At 71.0% G+C, this 15,234-nt stretch carries 15 protein-coding genes, 1 other RNA gene and 1 pseudogene; 5 read left to right on the plus strand and 12 right to left on the minus strand.

The window, feature by feature from the left end; translation table 11 throughout:
* Positions 1-115: 115 nt before the first annotated feature.
* Positions 116-520 (minus strand): hypothetical protein, encoded by a 405-nt coding sequence (locus EDD30_RS10600; RefSeq protein ID WP_123678213.1) that lies wholly within the window; start codon positions 518-520, stop codon positions 116-118.
* A 309-nt stretch (positions 521-829) separates the two neighbouring features.
* Positions 830-1,063: a hypothetical protein gene (locus tag EDD30_RS10605; RefSeq protein ID WP_211278031.1), complete on the minus strand. Its 234-nt coding sequence runs from the start codon at positions 1,061-1,063 to the stop codon at positions 830-832.
* An 88-nt stretch (positions 1,064-1,151) separates the two neighbouring features.
* Here EDD30_RS10605 and EDD30_RS10610 point away from each other — a divergent pair, with 88 nt between their 5' ends.
* Together EDD30_RS10610 and EDD30_RS10615 are read left to right on the plus strand one after the other, a co-directional pair.
* Positions 1,152-1,604, plus strand: coding sequence for a MarR family winged helix-turn-helix transcriptional regulator (locus EDD30_RS10610; protein ID WP_071809374.1), 453 nt, complete (start codon positions 1,152-1,154; stop codon positions 1,602-1,604).
* Between the two features lie 463 nt (positions 1,605-2,067).
* Positions 2,068-2,682 carry a hypothetical protein gene (locus tag EDD30_RS10615; RefSeq protein WP_071809375.1) on the plus strand — a complete coding sequence of 205 codons (615 nt, stop codon included), beginning with the start codon at positions 2,068-2,070 and terminating at the stop codon, positions 2,680-2,682.
* A gap of 224 nt (positions 2,683-2,906) precedes the next feature.
* On the opposite strand, the gene EDD30_RS10620 is transcribed toward EDD30_RS10615, so the two are convergent.
* Positions 2,907-3,893, minus strand: coding sequence for an aldo/keto reductase (locus tag EDD30_RS10620; protein WP_071809376.1), 987 nt, complete (start codon positions 3,891-3,893; stop codon positions 2,907-2,909).
* A gap of 272 nt (positions 3,894-4,165) precedes the next feature.
* Positions 4,166-4,562: RNase P RNA component class A (rnpB, locus tag EDD30_RS10625), an RNA gene on the minus strand.
* Between the two features lie 75 nt (positions 4,563-4,637).
* On the opposite strand from rnpB, the gene EDD30_RS10630 reads away from it, so the two are divergent.
* On the plus strand, positions 4,638-5,519 hold the full coding sequence (locus EDD30_RS10630) for a sulfite exporter TauE/SafE family protein (RefSeq protein ID WP_071809377.1): 882 nt from the start codon (positions 4,638-4,640) through the stop codon (positions 5,517-5,519).
* Positions 5,520-5,547: 28 nt separating this feature from the next.
* Entirely contained in the window at positions 5,548-6,009 is a 462-nt protein-coding gene (locus EDD30_RS10635; protein ID WP_071809378.1) for a MarR family winged helix-turn-helix transcriptional regulator, read from the plus strand.
* Here the strand turns inward: EDD30_RS10635 and mctP are convergent.
* From mctP to EDD30_RS10675, 8 genes and pseudogenes are all read right to left on the minus strand, one after another.
* Positions 6,006-7,652, minus strand: a complete 1,647-nt coding sequence (gene mctP, locus EDD30_RS10640; protein ID WP_071809379.1) for a monocarboxylate uptake permease MctP — start codon at positions 7,650-7,652, stop codon at positions 6,006-6,008. The two genes, EDD30_RS10635 and mctP, sit on opposite strands and share 4 nt — an antisense overlap.
* A gap of 158 nt (positions 7,653-7,810) precedes the next feature.
* Positions 7,811-8,029: pseudogene (locus EDD30_RS40515) on the minus strand (DUF3311 domain-containing protein); the annotation flags it as partial.
* A 146-nt stretch (positions 8,030-8,175) separates the two neighbouring features.
* Positions 8,176-9,465, minus strand: coding sequence for a glycoside hydrolase family 18 protein (locus tag EDD30_RS10650; protein ID WP_071809380.1), 1,290 nt, complete (start codon positions 9,463-9,465; stop codon positions 8,176-8,178).
* 83 nt (positions 9,466-9,548) lie between these two features.
* Positions 9,549-10,661: a bifunctional RNase H/acid phosphatase gene (locus tag EDD30_RS10655; protein WP_071809381.1), complete on the minus strand. Its 1,113-nt coding sequence runs from the start codon at positions 10,659-10,661 to the stop codon at positions 9,549-9,551.
* An 85-nt stretch (positions 10,662-10,746) separates the two neighbouring features.
* The gene (locus EDD30_RS10660) at positions 10,747-11,481 is read right to left on the minus strand and encodes a zinc ribbon domain-containing protein (protein WP_071809382.1); all 735 of its coding nucleotides are present in this window, start codon (positions 11,479-11,481) and stop codon (positions 10,747-10,749) included.
* Positions 11,478-12,296 (minus strand): Nif3-like dinuclear metal center hexameric protein, encoded by an 819-nt coding sequence (locus EDD30_RS10665; protein WP_123678790.1) that lies wholly within the window; start codon positions 12,294-12,296, stop codon positions 11,478-11,480. The genes EDD30_RS10660 and EDD30_RS10665 overlap by 4 nt, the downstream gene beginning before the upstream one ends.
* 153 nt (positions 12,297-12,449) lie before the next feature.
* On the minus strand, positions 12,450-13,049 hold the full coding sequence (locus tag EDD30_RS10670; protein WP_071806019.1) for a flavoprotein: 600 nt from the start codon (positions 13,047-13,049) through the stop codon (positions 12,450-12,452).
* Between the two features lies 1 nt (position 13,050).
* Entirely contained in the window at positions 13,051-14,280 is a 1,230-nt protein-coding gene (locus tag EDD30_RS10675) for a helix-turn-helix domain-containing protein (protein WP_071806020.1), read from the minus strand.
* A 246-nt stretch (positions 14,281-14,526) separates the two neighbouring features.
* On the opposite strand from EDD30_RS10675, the gene EDD30_RS10680 reads away from it, so the two are divergent.
* The gene (locus tag EDD30_RS10680) at positions 14,527-15,222 is read left to right on the plus strand and encodes a bifunctional DNA primase/polymerase (protein WP_071806021.1); all 696 of its coding nucleotides are present in this window, start codon (positions 14,527-14,529) and stop codon (positions 15,220-15,222) included.
* Positions 15,223-15,234: the final 12 nt, after the last annotated feature.

Raw genomic sequence — 15,234 nt, forward strand, 5'->3', positions numbered from 1 at the left:
ACGCCGACACCGGGGCCACGCACACCGTCACCCCGTTGTCGGCCCCGCGTCGACTGCCGCACACCCCCATGCCGACCCAGGCGGAACACCACCTGCGGTGCCGACCGGAGCGAACTCAGACCAGCACGGCCAGCGACTCAACCCCGGCGGCAAAGAAGTAGTAGACGGCATGACCCTGATGCCGCACCAGCAACCGGCCAACCTCTTCCCGCTGCCGCCGAGTGGAGGGCACCAGGACCAGCGAGTGCCCTCGGCGCAGACCTTCCACGTACAGATGCATGATCGTCGCATCGCTGCCCCAGTCGCGCAGCCGGCAGCGGTCCGGATGGCGCGGGCGTGCCTCGACGGCGGCGAAGCCTGCCTCACGCAGCGAGGTCACGGCCGCGCGGGCGCACTGGCGATCGGGCAGAAGCCCGGCGACGGAATCGGCGGGACGGCTCACGAACTCGGGATCGTCCGGCGGGATCGTCACACTCGCCCCGTGCGGGACCATCGTGCTCGCGTCCGGCGGGATCATCACGCTCGCCTCCTGCGTAACGGCCTGCCCCGCAGCCTAGGGAGCGCACCCGAGCGCCGGAACGCGCCAGCCGGATGCCCGACACAGCCACCCTCCCCGGTTGCGCGCCTCTGCCTGACCCCGCATCATCGCCACTCCCGGACTCCCGGACTCCCGGACTCCCGGACTCCCGGACTCCCGAACCCCGGGCTTCCAAGCTCCCAGCCCGGCCCTCTAGGCCCGGGTTCCCAGGCCCTCGGCCCCGGATCCCGGCCTCGCCACTGCCGGCCGTGCCCCTCCCGCGTTCCCTGCAGCCCGGCCGCCGGGGCACAGTCAGGTCATCCGCCCCTCACGGGCGAGGCGCTTGCGTTCGCGCTGTTCCCGAGTGAACCGCTTGCGCGCCTCCAGGTCGCGTTTCCACTGCTCGCGGGCCGGTTGCTCGCATCCGTGCACGGCGTTCGCGGTCTGTGCGGGCCCGATCATCGACCGGAAGAACCAGTCGTCGAAGGTGGCGTGGAACCAGCGCACGAACCGATTCCGGCGCGAAGCCCGTTCGTTCTCCGGCATGGCGAGCAGCCCTCCCCAGATACTTGGTGGTCCAATCATTGGTATCCCAACTATTGGTAGCCTAGCGGGCGACCTGAGGAGAACCGCCGTGAGTGAGCCGATCGACACCACCGACCCGCTGGCGCTCGAGCGGCAAGTCTGCTTCGCCCTCTCGGTGGCCGCCCGCAGCGTCGTGGCCGTCTACCGTCCGCTGCTGGAGCCCCTGGGCCTGACCCACCCGCAGTACCTGGTGATGCTGGCTCTCTGGCAACACGCGCCCCTGTCGGTGCGCCGCCTGAGCGAGCTCCTCCAGCTCGACCCCGGCACCCTGTCGCCGCTGCTCAAGAGGCTCGAATCGGTCGGCTACCTGCGCCGCGAGCGGGACCGCAGCGACGAGCGCAGCCTGGCCATCGTCCTGACCACCGAGGGCCGGGCCCTGCGGGACAAGGCCGAGCGGATTCCGCCGGCCGTGGTGCAGCGGCTCGGGATGCCGATCGAGGATCTCCAGCATCTGCACGCCGCCCTCACCCGAGTCATCGCCGCCGCGAAACCGCCGGCCTGAGTCTTCGCCCCGATCTCGGCCGACCGCGAAGCCGCCGGCCCAGGTTCCCGCTCAGAACCCGGCCCGCCGAAACCGCCGACCCGAGTTCCCACTCAGAACCCCGCCAGCCACGAAACCACCAGTCCGGGGCCCCGTTCAGATCCCGGCGCCGCACATCTCCGGCCGGCACCTTTCCCCGTACCCATCGCATGGCGTGACGCTGTCCACATAGGTCCTGATTCGCGGTGATCTGCGGGGCCACGCAGCGTCGGATGACGGACTCGGGCGTCATACTTGTCGGTGAGCCCGGACATGCAAGATGACCTATAGGATGCGCTGGTGGGCGGCGACGAGACTCCGATAATGGCCGAGGTTCCCGGTGCGGACGACGCCCTTCGCCCGGCGGCGCGTGCCGCCCTCCCCTGCCCGGAGCGGGCCGCCTGGACCGGTTCGCCCGCCGACACCCGGTCCCGGGAAGTCCACATTGGATGACAATCTCGCGACCCGGCACCGGGCGCGGTGGCACCTCGCCGCCACCTGGATCCTCCTCGCGGCCGCGACCATCACCTTCTCCTGGCTGACGACGGAGTCCTACCTCCGCCAGACGCTCAGCCCGCCGCGCAGCGAGGCGGAAACGACGATCAGCGACTGCCGGACCGCGGCGTCGTGCGCACCGGACGCCGCGGAACTCGTCGACCAGCAACTCGCGTACCTGAGAACCACCAGGGTCCTGGCCTACCTGTCCGGATGGTCGATCACGATCCTGGCGACGGTCATCCTCGCCATCGCCACCTGGCGCATCCTCCGAGCCCACAACGACCGAGCCGCCCGGCTTCTCACCACCGCCTGGAAGGCACAGGCCGGAGCGGCGCTGTTCCTCCTCACCGCGATGGCGACCGGCCTCGCCGCCGGCGCCCGCAGATTGGCGGACATACCGGACGCGGCCCGCATGTCCACCTTCATCGGCGCCTTCGACTCACCCTTCTCCGATGCGGGCCATCTCTCCTTCCTGGCCTGGCTCCTCGGCGTCAGCGCCGCCATGTCCATCGCCATCCGGACCCTGCGACAGCCACTCACGGCCAGAGCGGACCCGCCCTAGAACCACGGCCGCCAGGGCACGGTACGGCAGCGACATGGGTCTTCCTGGTCAGAGCTTCTCTCAAGCGACCGCATGGTCAGAGCAGGGACAACAGGGATGATCGCGGGCTCACGGTGCGGGCGGGCGGGTCGCCTCCGCGAGACCGGCGGACACGCCGAAGCCCCGCCACCCTCAGGAGGAAGGATTCCGGGGCTCCGGCCGGATCGGCGTTGGCAACAGGTGAACTACAGGCCGGTCATCTTCTGCATGGCCTCGCTGTACCGGGCACCGGCCACGCCGACGCGTGTGGCGGCCTCGCTCAGGGCGGTCATGTCGGCGTCCGACAGGCTGAGCGCGGTCGCCCCGATGTTCTCGTCGAGGCGGGACAACCGCCGTGTGCCCGGGATCGGCACCAGCGACGGGCGGCGAGCGAGCAACCAGGCCAGGGCGACCTGCGCCGGGGTGGCGTCGTGAGCCTTCGCCACCTGGCCGACCAGTTCGACGAGCGCCTGGTTCGCGGCCCGGTTCTCCTCGGTGAACCGCGGGATGGTCGTGCGGATGTCGCCGGGCGCGAACTCGGTGTCCGGGCTGACGGTGCCGGTCAGGAAGCCCTTGCCGAGTGGGCTGAACGGCACCAGGCCGATGCCGAGTTCGTCGAGCGTCGGCAAGATCTCGGCTTCGATGTCGCGGGTCCACAGCGAGTACTCGCTCTGCAGGGCGGCGACGGGATGCACGGCGTGGGCACGGCGGATGGTGCCGGCCCCGGCCTCGGACAGCCCGAAGTAGGCGACCTTGCCCGCCGCCACCAGCTCGGCGACGGCGCCGGCCACGTCCTCGATGGGTACGTTCGGGTCGACGCGATGCTGGTAGAACAGGTCGATCCGGTCGGTGCGCAGACGCCGCAGCGACGCGTCCGCCACCCGGCGGATCTGCTCGGGACGGCTGTCGAGGCCGACGGACCTGCCGTCCGGGATGTCCCAGCCGAACTTGGTGGCGATCACGGCCTGGTCGCGCATCGGTTCGAGGGCCTCGCCGACGAGTTCCTCGTTGACGTAGGGGCCGTAGACCTCCGCGGTGTCGAAGAACGTGACGCCACGCTCGACGGCACCGCGCAGGACGCCGATCATCTCGCCCCGGTCGCCCGGATTCGGCCCGTAGCTCTGGCTCATGCCCATGCAGCCCAGACCCAATGCGGAGACGCGCAGTCCTGGTCCGAGTATTCGGGACTCCATGAGGTCCTGCTCTCCTGCGGGAACGCGCCGATCCCCGTTCCGTGTGCTTCCACCTTGCCATCGGGCCGACGCCGATGCCCGTCGACCGACAGGGCGCAATGCAATACCTCCGGTGGGCAGGGCCTCCGGCCCTACGACCCGGAGCAGGCCTCCGGCGGCCGGGGCTCCGCCTCTGGACCCGGGCGACTCCGGGATGCCCGGCCCGGCACCGCCACCTATCGTTCGAAACAGCAGCTCATCGGCCATGAGAAGCACCATGACCAGGAGGGCGACGGACGAGTCGGCCTGTACGCCGGATTTTGTCCGCGGCGAACGCTCGCCGCTGGGCGGTCATCCATCTCGGCCTGCCGTTGCCGGCAGGCTCTTGCGGCCTACCCGCAGGCTCGGGCGAGCAGCCCTCGAACGCCTGCGCCGGCCCGGGCCTTGCGGTCCGGGCCTTTCTTGGCCTTGCTCCGGGTGGGGTTTACCGAGCCACCCCGGTCACCCGGGGTGCTGGTGGGCTCTTACCCCACCGTTTCACCCTTACCGGCTTGTCGCCGGCGGTCTGTTTTCTGTGGCACTTTCCCGCGGGTCACCCCGGGTTGCCGTTAGCAACCACCCTGCTCTGCGGAGTCCGGACGTTCCTCGGCGGCACCCGGTGGGTGCCGACGCGACCGCCCGGCCGACTCGTCCGTCGCTTTGTCATCGTAGCGGGCGGCCCGCCGCGCGGCGCCGGCGCGGCCCGCGCCGTAGATTCTTCGCATCATGGATGTTGGTCATGTTCTTCTGCTGGTCGCCGCCGGTCTTGCCGCCGGGGTCGTCAATGCCATCGCCGGCGGCGGGTCGCTGATCACGTTTCCGAGCCTGCTCGGGGTCGGGTTGCCGTCGGTCGAGGCGAATGTCACGAATTCGGTGTCGGTCTTTCCCGGGTACGTGTCAAGCGTGGCCGGTAGCCGGGCGGATCTGGCCGGTCAGGGGCGGCGGGCGGCGTCGATCCTGCCGACGAGCGCGCTCGGGGGCGCCGCGGGGTGTGCGCTGCTGCTGGGTACGCCGGCGCGGGCCTTCGAGGTCGTCGTGCCGTTCCTCGTGCTCGCCGCGACGGCGACGCTGGCTTTCCAGGAGCGGCTGCGCGCCCTGGTCGGCCGGAGGAGCCGGGCCGGCGCCGCCCGGAGAAGCCAGACCGGCGCCGCCCGGGAAAGCCAGACCGGCGCCGGCCGTAATGGCCAGGCCGAGGCCGACCGGAAAAGCCGGACCGGCGTCGGCCAGGACAGCCCGGCCGGCCCCGATCGGCGGGTGGCGCTGCATGTGGTCGTCTTCATCGGGGCCGTCTACGGCGGCTATTTCGGCGCGGCTCTCGGCGTCATGTACGTGGCCGCTCTCGCCCTGGTCCTCGACGAGTCGCTGAACCGGATCAATGCGCTCAAGAATGTGCTGTCCGCCTGCGTCGGTCTCGTTACCGTCGTCGTCTTCGCCATCTTCGCGAAGATCCATTGGGGAGCCGTGCTCGTCGTCGCTCCCGCCACCGTGGTCGGAGGGTACGCCGGTGCCCGTCTCGCGAGACGCCTGCCCGCGCCCGTACTGAAAGCCCTGATCGTCACATTCGGTGCGGTGATCGGAGTGGTGCTGCTCTGGCGGGCCTTCCGATGACAGAATGCCGACGACGAGGGAAGGGCACATGGCTGAGGATGAGGCGGCGCTGAGCGTCATCGAGACCCAGGTCGCGATGATCGTCCGGCTGGGTGAGGCCACCCGGCGCAGTTCGCCGCGGCCGCATCGGGCGCTGGATCGGGCGGCGTACGTGATCCTTCGGCTGCTGCAGGAGGCCGGCCCGCAGAACGTGTCGGCCGTCGCCCATCGGCTCAATCTGGACGGTTCGACGGTGACCCGGCAGGTCGGCGCGATGCACCGCGACGGTCTGGTCGAGCGCAGCCCGGATCCCGAGGACGGGCGGGGCACCGTGATCGCCGCGACCGTGCGGGGGCTGGCCCAGGTGGATGCGGTGAGCCAGGCCCGCCGCGAGCTCTACGACACGGTGCTCAGAGACTGGACGCCCCATGAGCGCAAGGAGCTCGCGGCGGTGCTGGAACGGCTGACCCGCGACATGGACACCTACATCAAGGGTCGCGGCACTGCCTAGGTCGAGGAGCCGATCGCGTCCGGGGTGGTGCGGGCCTTCTCCAGGCGCGGGTCTCCCTCGTCGGCGAAGTAGTCGTCCGGTGTGGTGCCGTCCACGCCCTCGGGGGTCTTGACCGCCCGCAGGATCAGCGTCGCGAGGACCGCGACCAGCAGGTTGACCGCGACCGCGATGAAGCCGACGTAGATCGTCCTCTTGGTGTCGACGCCGAACTCGGCGAGCGGGAACGCCGAGCCGCCGAAGTGCTTTCGCCCGGTCGCCGCGTTGGGGATCTGGTAAAGCATCCACATGCCCAGGGCCATGCCCGCGGCCCAGCCGGCGATCAGGCCGCCGCGGTGCAGCCAGCGGGTGTAGAGGCCGAGGGCCACCGCCGGGGCGGTCTGCAGGATGATGACGCCGCCGATGAGCTGCAGGTCGATGGAGAACTGCGGGTCGAGGAAGATGATGCAGGCCACCGCGCCGACCTTGACCACCAGCGACGTGATCTTGGAGACGTTCGCCTCCTGGGCCGGCGTGGCGTCCTTTCTCAGATATTCCTTGTAGATGTTGCGAGTGAACAGGTTCGCCGCCGCGATCGACATGATCGCCGCCGGGACCAGGGCGCCGATGCCGATGGCCGCGAACGCGACGCCCGTGAACCAGGCCGGGAACTGCTGGTCGAACAGCAGCGGCACGACCGTGTTGTTGTCCACACTGCCGGCGTTGGTGCCGGGCAGCGGCTTCACGCCCGCCGAGATCGCCATGTAACCCAGCAGAGCGATCAGACCCAGCAGCAGACTGTACGCAGGCAGCGCCGACATGTTGCGCTTGATGACGTTGCGGTTCTTGCTCGCGAGGACGCCGGTGATGCTGTGCGGGTACAGGAACAGAGCCAGGGCCGAACCGAGCGCCAGGGTGACGTACTGGAGCTGGTTGTTGGCGTTGAGGATGATCCCGTCGCCCGGCGCCGCGGACGCCTGGAACTTGGCGTTCGCGTCGTCGAAGATGGTGCTCCAGCCGCCGAGCTTGTACGGCAGGTAGAGCACCGCCACCAGGATCACGATGTAGATCAGCGTGTCCTTGACGAACGCGATGAGCGCCGGGGCACGCAACCCGGACTGATATGTGTACGCGGCCAGGATCGCGAACGCCACGATGATCGGGGCGTGCCGGGCCAGCGCGCTCTCGCCGGTGACGCCCATCGTCTTGAGCACGGCCTCGATGCCGACGAGCTGCAGCGCGATGTACGGCATGGTCGCCACGATGCCGGTGATCGCGACGAGCAATGCGAGCGTCGGGGAGTCGAAGCGGGTGCGGACGAAGTCGGCCGGGGTCACGAAGCCGTGCCGGTGCGACACCGACCAGAGCCGGATGAGGATCAGGAAGAACAACGGATAGATGACCACGGTGTACGGCACCGCGAAGAACCCGGCCGCGCCGGCGCCGAAGATCAGCGCGGGAACCGCCACGAACGTGTACGCGGTGTAGAGGTCGCCGCCGACCAGGAACCAGGTGATCCAGCCGCCGAAGCTGCGCCCGCCGAGCCCCCACTCGTCGAGGTGGGCCATGTCCTGGGGCGCACGCCACCGGGCCGCCACGAAACCCATGCCGCTGACGATGAGGAACAGGACCGTGAAGACGACGATCTCGGTGATGTGGTCGCTCATCGCCCGGCTCCTTCGCCGTCGGCCGCCGAAGCGTCGCCCGCCGAAGCGCCGGTCGCCGAAGCGCCGGTCGCCGAAGCGCCGGTCGCCGAAGCGCCGGTCGCCGAAGCGCCGGTCGCGGAAACGCCGGCCGCTGAGGCGTCGTCCGTTGAGGCGGCGGAACGAGGTGCCGGGCGGCGGGTGGCCAGGTAGACGGCGGACGTGGTGGCCACCCCGAGGAGGATGAACGCCAACTGCAGCCAGTAGAACATCGGGAAGCCGAGGAGCCGCGGTTCGTCGCGGTTGTAGAGCGGGGTCAGCAGCGGCACGACGATCGGAACGACGAGCAGCCAGTTCCACGGGCTGCGGTCACTGCGGCCGGAACGTACGGATTCCGTCATGGTGGCACCTCCTCTTCACCGGTATGCACGGCCATCGGCCGCAGGTTACCGAGAGGTGCCGTGCCCGCACCGGGCCCGCGATCATGATGCGCCGAACGGCCAGGGTGGTGCGCCGAACGGCACACCACCGGCGCAATCGACGTGGGTCAGTGCCGCGAGAGAACCGCCGAGATCGTACGGGTCAGCGAGGCGTTCTCGTCGTCGCCGTCGAGCGACCACATCATCGCCCCGCCCAGCCCCTGGATACGGATGTACGCCGCCTTCTGCGCGACCTGCGCCGGGTCGTCGTACGTCCAGAAGGTGGTGCCGTCGAAGAGCCACGAGTGCCCGGCCCGCCAGTCACGGTGGACGGTGAAGCCCTGCGCGGGCAGGTTCTTGAGCACCTTCCAGTCCTCGGTGCCGACCGCGAAGGTGCCGGGCGCACCGCCGGCGGCCGGGGCGAACAGGCCGTCGCCGCCGCCGGTCACACCGGTCCAGCCCTGGCCGTAGTACGGGATGCCGAGCACGAGCTTGCGGTCCGGCGCGCCCAGGTCACGCCACGCGCCCACGGCGACCTCGGCGGAGAAGTCGGGGTCGTCGGGTGCGCCCGCCGGTACGCGCAGGGCGGACTGCTGGTTCGTGCGCGGGTCCCACGAGCCGTGGAAGTCGTAGCCCTGCACCGTACCGAAATCGAGGTGTCGGAAGATCTCTCCCTCGAAGCCCGCCTCGACCTTGGCGGGGGCGGCCGGCAGGAACGCGGTCAGGTCGTAGCGCTTCTTCGTGGTGCGCGAGAGCCGGTCGAGCTGCCTGCGGAACTCGGCGGTGAGCAACGTGAAGTTCCGCTTGTCCTCGGGGCGGAAGACGTTGCCCGCGTTGCCCTCGGAGCCCGGCCATTCCCAGTCGAGGTCGATGCCGTCGAAGATGCCGGCGGCCACCCCGGCGCTCAGTCCGGGCAGGTTTCCCTTGATCCACAGGTCCACGCAGGAGCTGACCAGCTTCCGGCGGGAGTCGTCGGTCAGGGCGGCGTCGGAGAAGTGGGCCGAGCCGGTCCATCCGCCGAGGGAGATCAGCACCCGCAGGGCGGGATTGCGCTGCTTGAGCTCGGCGAGCTGGTGCAGGTTGCCGGCCAGCGGCTGACCGGCCTCGTCGGCGACGCCGTCCACGCTGCGCTCGGCGGAGAACAGCGTCTGCCAGTCCGCCCAGGGGTCGGCCGAGTCGCAGACGCCGGCCGCGGTGACCGGGCCGAAGGCGTAGTTGAGGTGGGTGAGCCGGGCGGCCGCGCCCGACCGCTCCACCTTGGCGAGCGGGAAGTCGCGGCCGTAGATCCCCCACTGCGTGAAGTATCCGACCTTGACCGGAGGTTTTCTGCCGTGTGCCGCGGCTGCGCCCGGTGCGGCGGTCAGGCCGACCAGGACGGTCACGGCGACGGCGAGGAGGCGACGGGCGGATCCGCGCATGAGCCCTCCCGGGCGAGCGTTTAAGAAAGTTTCCTGATTGAGGAAGCTAAACGCCCACCCCCGCAGGGTCAAGAGACGCCGATCTATCTGAGGTGCGCCGTCTCGTTCACCGACCGTACGGCGATGCCGCCGTCCGGCCACATGTCGACCGTGGACACCCCGGCCGCGTCGAGGAAGAGCCGGTGCAGGAACGTGTCGCTCGCCGCGAGCGCGTCGCGCAGGATCAGCTTGATCGGCGAGACGTGCGAGACCACCACCACCACCGACGACGGGTACGCGGACTGCAGCGTCGCCAGCGCCCCCCGGATCCGCTTCGACACGGCCTGGAACGACTCTCCGCCCGGCGGCGCGACGCTCGTCGACCCGAGCCACTTGTCCAGCTCGCCGGGCCAGCGGTCGCGCACCTCGCCGAAGGTCAGCCCCTCCCAGTCGCCGAAGTCGCACTCGATCAGCTCGGGCATCACGGTCACCGTCACGTTGCCCAGCTCGGCGGCGATGTGCTCGGCGGTACGCGTACACCGGCGCAGGGGTGAGGAGACGACGGCCGCGACGTCGCGGCTGATGCCGGCCACCCTCCCGGCCGCCGCCATGGCCTGGGCCTCGCCCTCGTCGCAGAGCGGGACGTCGCCGCGCCCGGAGTAACGGCCCTGCTTGGTGAGGGCGGTCTCGCCGTGGCGCACCAGGATCAGCCGGGTGGCGGCCTCCAGGGACGGCGGCGCCCAGCTCCTCGGCGGCGCCTTCGCCTCGGGCTCGATCACGTCCCGGACCGGCTTGCCCGCCGCCTCGTCCATCGCCCGGTTGGCCAGGGCGTCGGCCAGCTTGTTGCGCTCGCGCGGGATCCAGTCGAAGGTCACCGACGAGAAGCCGTCCACCAGGGTGGCGGCCTCGGCGGCGAGCGGGCGCAGCCCCGGGTTCTTGATCTGCCAGCGGCCGGACATCTGCTCGACGACCAGCTTCGAGTCCATCCGTACGTCGACCCGGGTGGCGCCCAGCTCGGCCGCGGCCCGCAGACCCGCGATCAGCCCCGAATACTCGGCCACGTTGTTGGTGGTGGCGCCCAGGGCACCGGCACGCTCGAGCAGGACGTCGCCGCTGGCCGGGTCACGGACGACGGCGCCGTACCCGGCCGGCCCGGGGTTGCCCCGCGATCCGCCGTCGGCCTCGACGACGACCCTGAGGTCACGCACAGTGCTCATGATTCGCTTCCTCGTGCGGCGCTGCAGGGGCGACGTCCTGCTTCCGCTGCGCTCCGGCAGAACGCCGCCGCGCCGACGCGGTCGCTCACAGCCCGGACTCCGCCGTACGGACCATGATCCGCCGGCAGTCCTCGCAGCGGACCACCTCGTCGGCGGGGGCGGACTTCACCCGGCCCAGGTCGGCGCCGTACAGCTCGATGCGGCAGCCACCGCAGCGCCCGGAGCGGAACAGCGCGGCGCCGAGCCCGGTCTCCTCACGGATCTTGTCGTAGAGCTTGAGCAGATCCGGCGGCAGGTCCCCCGCGAGCGGCGCCCGCGACTGGGTCCTGAACTCCTGCTCCTTGCCGATCTCGGCGTACGCCTCGTCGCGCCGGGCCTCTGCCGCCTCGCGGCGCGCCGACGCCTCGGCGATCCGCTTCTTGACCTCGTTGAGCGCCTGCTCCGCGGTCTCGCGGCGCTCCATGAGCTCGAGCTCGGCGTCCTCGAGCTCCGACTGGCGGCGGTTCAGCGTCGCCAGCTCGTGCTGCAGACCCTCGATCTCGCGCAGCGCGCCACCGGCGTCGAGCCGGGCCTGGTCGCGATCCTTGCGGGCGCGTACCTGCTCGATGTCCTTCTCGAAGCGGGCGATGTCGCGGTCCAGGTCGTCGACGGCGACCTGGGCCCGGACCCGCTCGTCCTCCAGCGCGGAGAGCTCGCGGGCGACGGTCTCGATCTCGGCGAGCTCGGGCAACGAACGGCGGCGGTGCGCGAGCTGGTTGAGAGCGGTGTCGATGCCCTGCAGGTCGAGCAGGCGACGCTGGGCTTCCGGGGCGGCCTTCACAGATGGTTCTCCTTGTCGGGGCTGACCGCGTGCACGGTCCAGGGGTCGGTGTCGAGATCGGACACGAGCGCGGTGACGCCGAACTGCGCGCGCAGCCACCCGGCCACCTCGTCGAGCCAGGGCCGTTCGCTCGCCCAGTGGGCGACGTCGAGCAGGGCGGGCCCGCCGGCGGCGAGGTGCTCGCTCGCGGGATGGTGGCGCAGATCGGCACACAGGTACGCGTCGGCGCCGGCGGCCGCGGCGTCACGCAGGAACGAGTCGCCCGCTCCCCCGCTCACGGCGAGGGTGCGCACGACGCGGTCGGGGTCTCCGGCGGCGCGGACGCCCGCGGCGGTGGCGGGCAGCCGGCGGGCGACGAAGGCGGCCAGGTCGGCCAGGCGCATCGGGGCCGCCAGCTCGCCGACCCGCCCGACGCCCCGGCCGCCGCCCTCGGCCGGGCTGCCCGGCGCGGCCGGCACCAGCGGGCGCGGCAGGACGAGGTCGAGCCGGGCGGCGAGGGAGTCGGAGACACCGGGGTTGGCGACGTCGGCGTTGGTGTGCGCGACGTACAGGGCGATGTCGGCCTTGATCAGCCGATGCACGATCCGGCCCTTGTAGGTGTCCGGCGCGACGGAGGAGACCCCCTTGAGCAGCAGCGGATGGTGCGCCACGATCAGGGCGGCGCCGGCGTCCACGGCCTCCTCGACCGTCTCCGGCACGCAGTCGACGACGCAGAGGATCGTCTCGACCGGCCGGTCGAAGTCGCCGAGGACCGGGCCCACCCGGTCCCACTGCTCCGCCCAGACCCTCGGATATCGGGCATCGAGGGCGGCCATCACCTCATGGACGGCGGGTGGAGCAAGGGCGGTGTCGGTCACGGCCGCCAACTCTACCCAGCCCCGGTATCCGATCCCGGCCTCACACGGGTGCCGGCTCCGGTCACGGCCGCTGTCGAGGCCCTCACCGCCGCCGCCGAGCCCGTCGAAGCCTCAGGAACGGGCTCCGGGCTCGACCCGGTTCTCGGTGTCGAACCGGGTGTGCAGGGCCTGCAACGCCCGACGCCACGGGAACTGGCTGCGGAAACGGTCGTTCTGGCCGGGGCCGCCGAGCCGGACGACATCGTCGCCGTACAGCACCTGAACGCCCCAGTTGCGAAGTTTCGCGAAGCTCTCGTGCAGCGTCGGATGCATCGCCATGACCTTGTTCGTGTACGGCACCACGACGGTCGGAATGCCGAAGCCGTACCCCTCGATCAGGAGGCCGAGCACGAGCGTGTCGGTGATGCCGGCCGCCCACTTGTTGACCGTGTTCACCGTCGCGGGCGCCACGATCATCGCGTCGGCCGGCGGGAGCAGATCCTCGTCACCGGGGTTCTTGTAGTAGCTGCGTACGGGATGCCCGGTCTGGGCGTGTAGAGCGGCCGCGTCGACGAACTTGCGCCCGTCGGGGGTGGTGATCACGCAGACCTCCCAGCCGTCCCGCTGGGCGAGGTCCACGAGCACGTCCACGTCCCGGGCGATCGGCGAGCCGCACACCAGGACGTACAGCACGCCCGGTGCGGTATTGGCACTTCTCACCGCAGAATCCACCTCATACGCCGACTCCCATCTGTTCGGCCAGCTCCGCGATGGGCGCCGGCGGGGTGCCCCGGGTGCGTCGCAGCACGTCGGAGATGACCTCGTGGGCCAGCGGGCGGCAGCGGATCTCCGAGGGGGCGAGCCGGTCGCCCTCCAGCAGCATCTCGCTCGCCTTCTCCACGTCGCCGAGCTGCGTGTAGCCGCGCGCGATGTCCAGGTAGTGGTGCGCGCGCCGTTCGGGCAGCATGGCGCCGAACGCGGCCAGATCGATCTTCAGGTGCGTCTCGATCGCCTTGCCGCCGTCGCCGAGCTCGACCGCGGCCGCCGCCCGGTGCAGTTCCACATTGGTGGGCCCGAAGGACGTCCAGTAGTAGTTGAAGTCGCCACCGAGCGCACCAGCCGCCTGCTCGGCGCCGTTGACGAGGTCACGCACGGTCGCGCTGTCACCGATACGGGCCGCCGCCATCGCGCCGGTGAGCAACAGCAGCCCGTACACGGAGAGCCGTTCCGGAGTAGCCGCCTCCGGCGTCGTCGGGGCGAGCCGGTTGGCGATGTTGACGTTGACCTCGAGCGCCGACCGCACGCGGCCCAGCGAGAGCAGCGCCATGCCGACCCGGTGGCTCGCCATCCCGGCGAGAAGCTGATCGCCGGCCCGTTGCGAGACCGCGATCGAGCGGTCCGCGGCCAGCCAGGACAGCTCGTGCTCGCCCACCTTGCGCAGCGCGGACGACGCGATCTGGTACACCTGGCCAAGCAGGTGCGCCGCGTCGCGGGCCTCGTCGCCGCTCGCGTGCGCGCTGTCCGCCGCTTGTGCGTCCCGCAGCAACTGAGGGAGCTTGCGCGCCAGCACGCCGTACTTCGCGTGCTGGTAGGTCAGCCAGGCGTGGCTGACCGCCTTGCGCATCTCCGTCAGCGGCGGCGCCTGCGGGACGGGATGGAAGAACGCGCTCATCTGGTCGTATCGCTCCAGCGCGGCGCGGATCTCCTCGACCTCGACCTGGTCGATGCAGTTCTGCGTCTCCGGCCGCCGCTCGACGTCCTTGCCCAGCAGCAACTGGACGTCGATGGCGAGCACGTCGGCGATCTCGTAGACGACGGAGAACTTGTCGAGCCGGCGGACCCCTCGCTCCACCTTGTCGACCCAGCTCTTGGACTTGCCCAACCGGTCCGCGAAGACCTGCTGGGACATCTTGCGCCGGCCGCGCCAGTAGGCGACTCGACGGCCGATCGGCAGCTCGTCCACGGTGCCTCCCCAAACTCATCCGGCGACCCCCGCCGGTGAGCACCCGGTGTTCCATCCGGCAGTGTGGACCCTCACCCGTCTGTGCTGGTCGCACAGCTTGTGTGATCGCCTGCCCACCGTTGCTCGTAGTTTCTCATGCAACTTGCAATGCGTGATCTGACCGAACCAACGAAGCGTGTCGTGCTTGGTGACGGCAACTCCGGCTGATATAGCGGCGGGAGTCGGCGAATCGGGGGTATTCCGACCATGCAGTGGAGCATCCGGCAGCCGATCGGCCCATGGGCGACGATCGATCGGCTGCGCCTGCGCCGGGCGGCACTGCGCTACGCCGCCCGCGGCTGGGCGGTGACGCCGGGCGCCTACCTCACCGGCGACCGGTTCACCTGCGGCCGGGCCGGCTGCCCGATCACGGGGTGTCACCCCGCGATCGAGTGCTGGGAGGACGAGGCCGCCACGGATCCCGAGCGGATCGCCCGGTGGTGGCGGCATCGCCCGTACACGGTGCTGCTGGCCACCGGGTGGAGCTTCGACGCCCTGGAGGTCCCGGCGCCCGTCGGCCTGCGGGCCCTCGGCGCGGTCCGGCTGCACACCGACGTGATCGGCCCGGAACGCGGCGACGCCCGCGGCCCGGTCATCATCACCCCGACCGGGCGGTGGCTGTTCCTGGTGCGCCCCGGCGACGAGCTGCGCCCGGAACTGGCGTCCTGCCTGGACGTTCTGCGCCACGGCCGCGGCTCGTGGATCCCGGCCGCGCCGAGCCGCACGCCACAGGGGCCGGTGCGCTGGGCCGCCGCCCCCGCACAGACCGGCTGGCACCTGCCCGCCTCCGGCACCGTGCAGGCGATGCTGCTGGACGCGCTCGGCGCCCTCGGCCGCCGGCCACAACGGAGAGTCACCGCGACCGTCCCCCGCCAGATGTCCACCGCCCGGCGGGCGGCGTAGTCTCAGCCTTCG

It is taken from the genome of Couchioplanes caeruleus (assembly GCF_003751945.1).
Lineage (GTDB): Bacteria > Actinomycetota > Actinomycetes > Mycobacteriales > Micromonosporaceae > Actinoplanes > Actinoplanes caeruleus.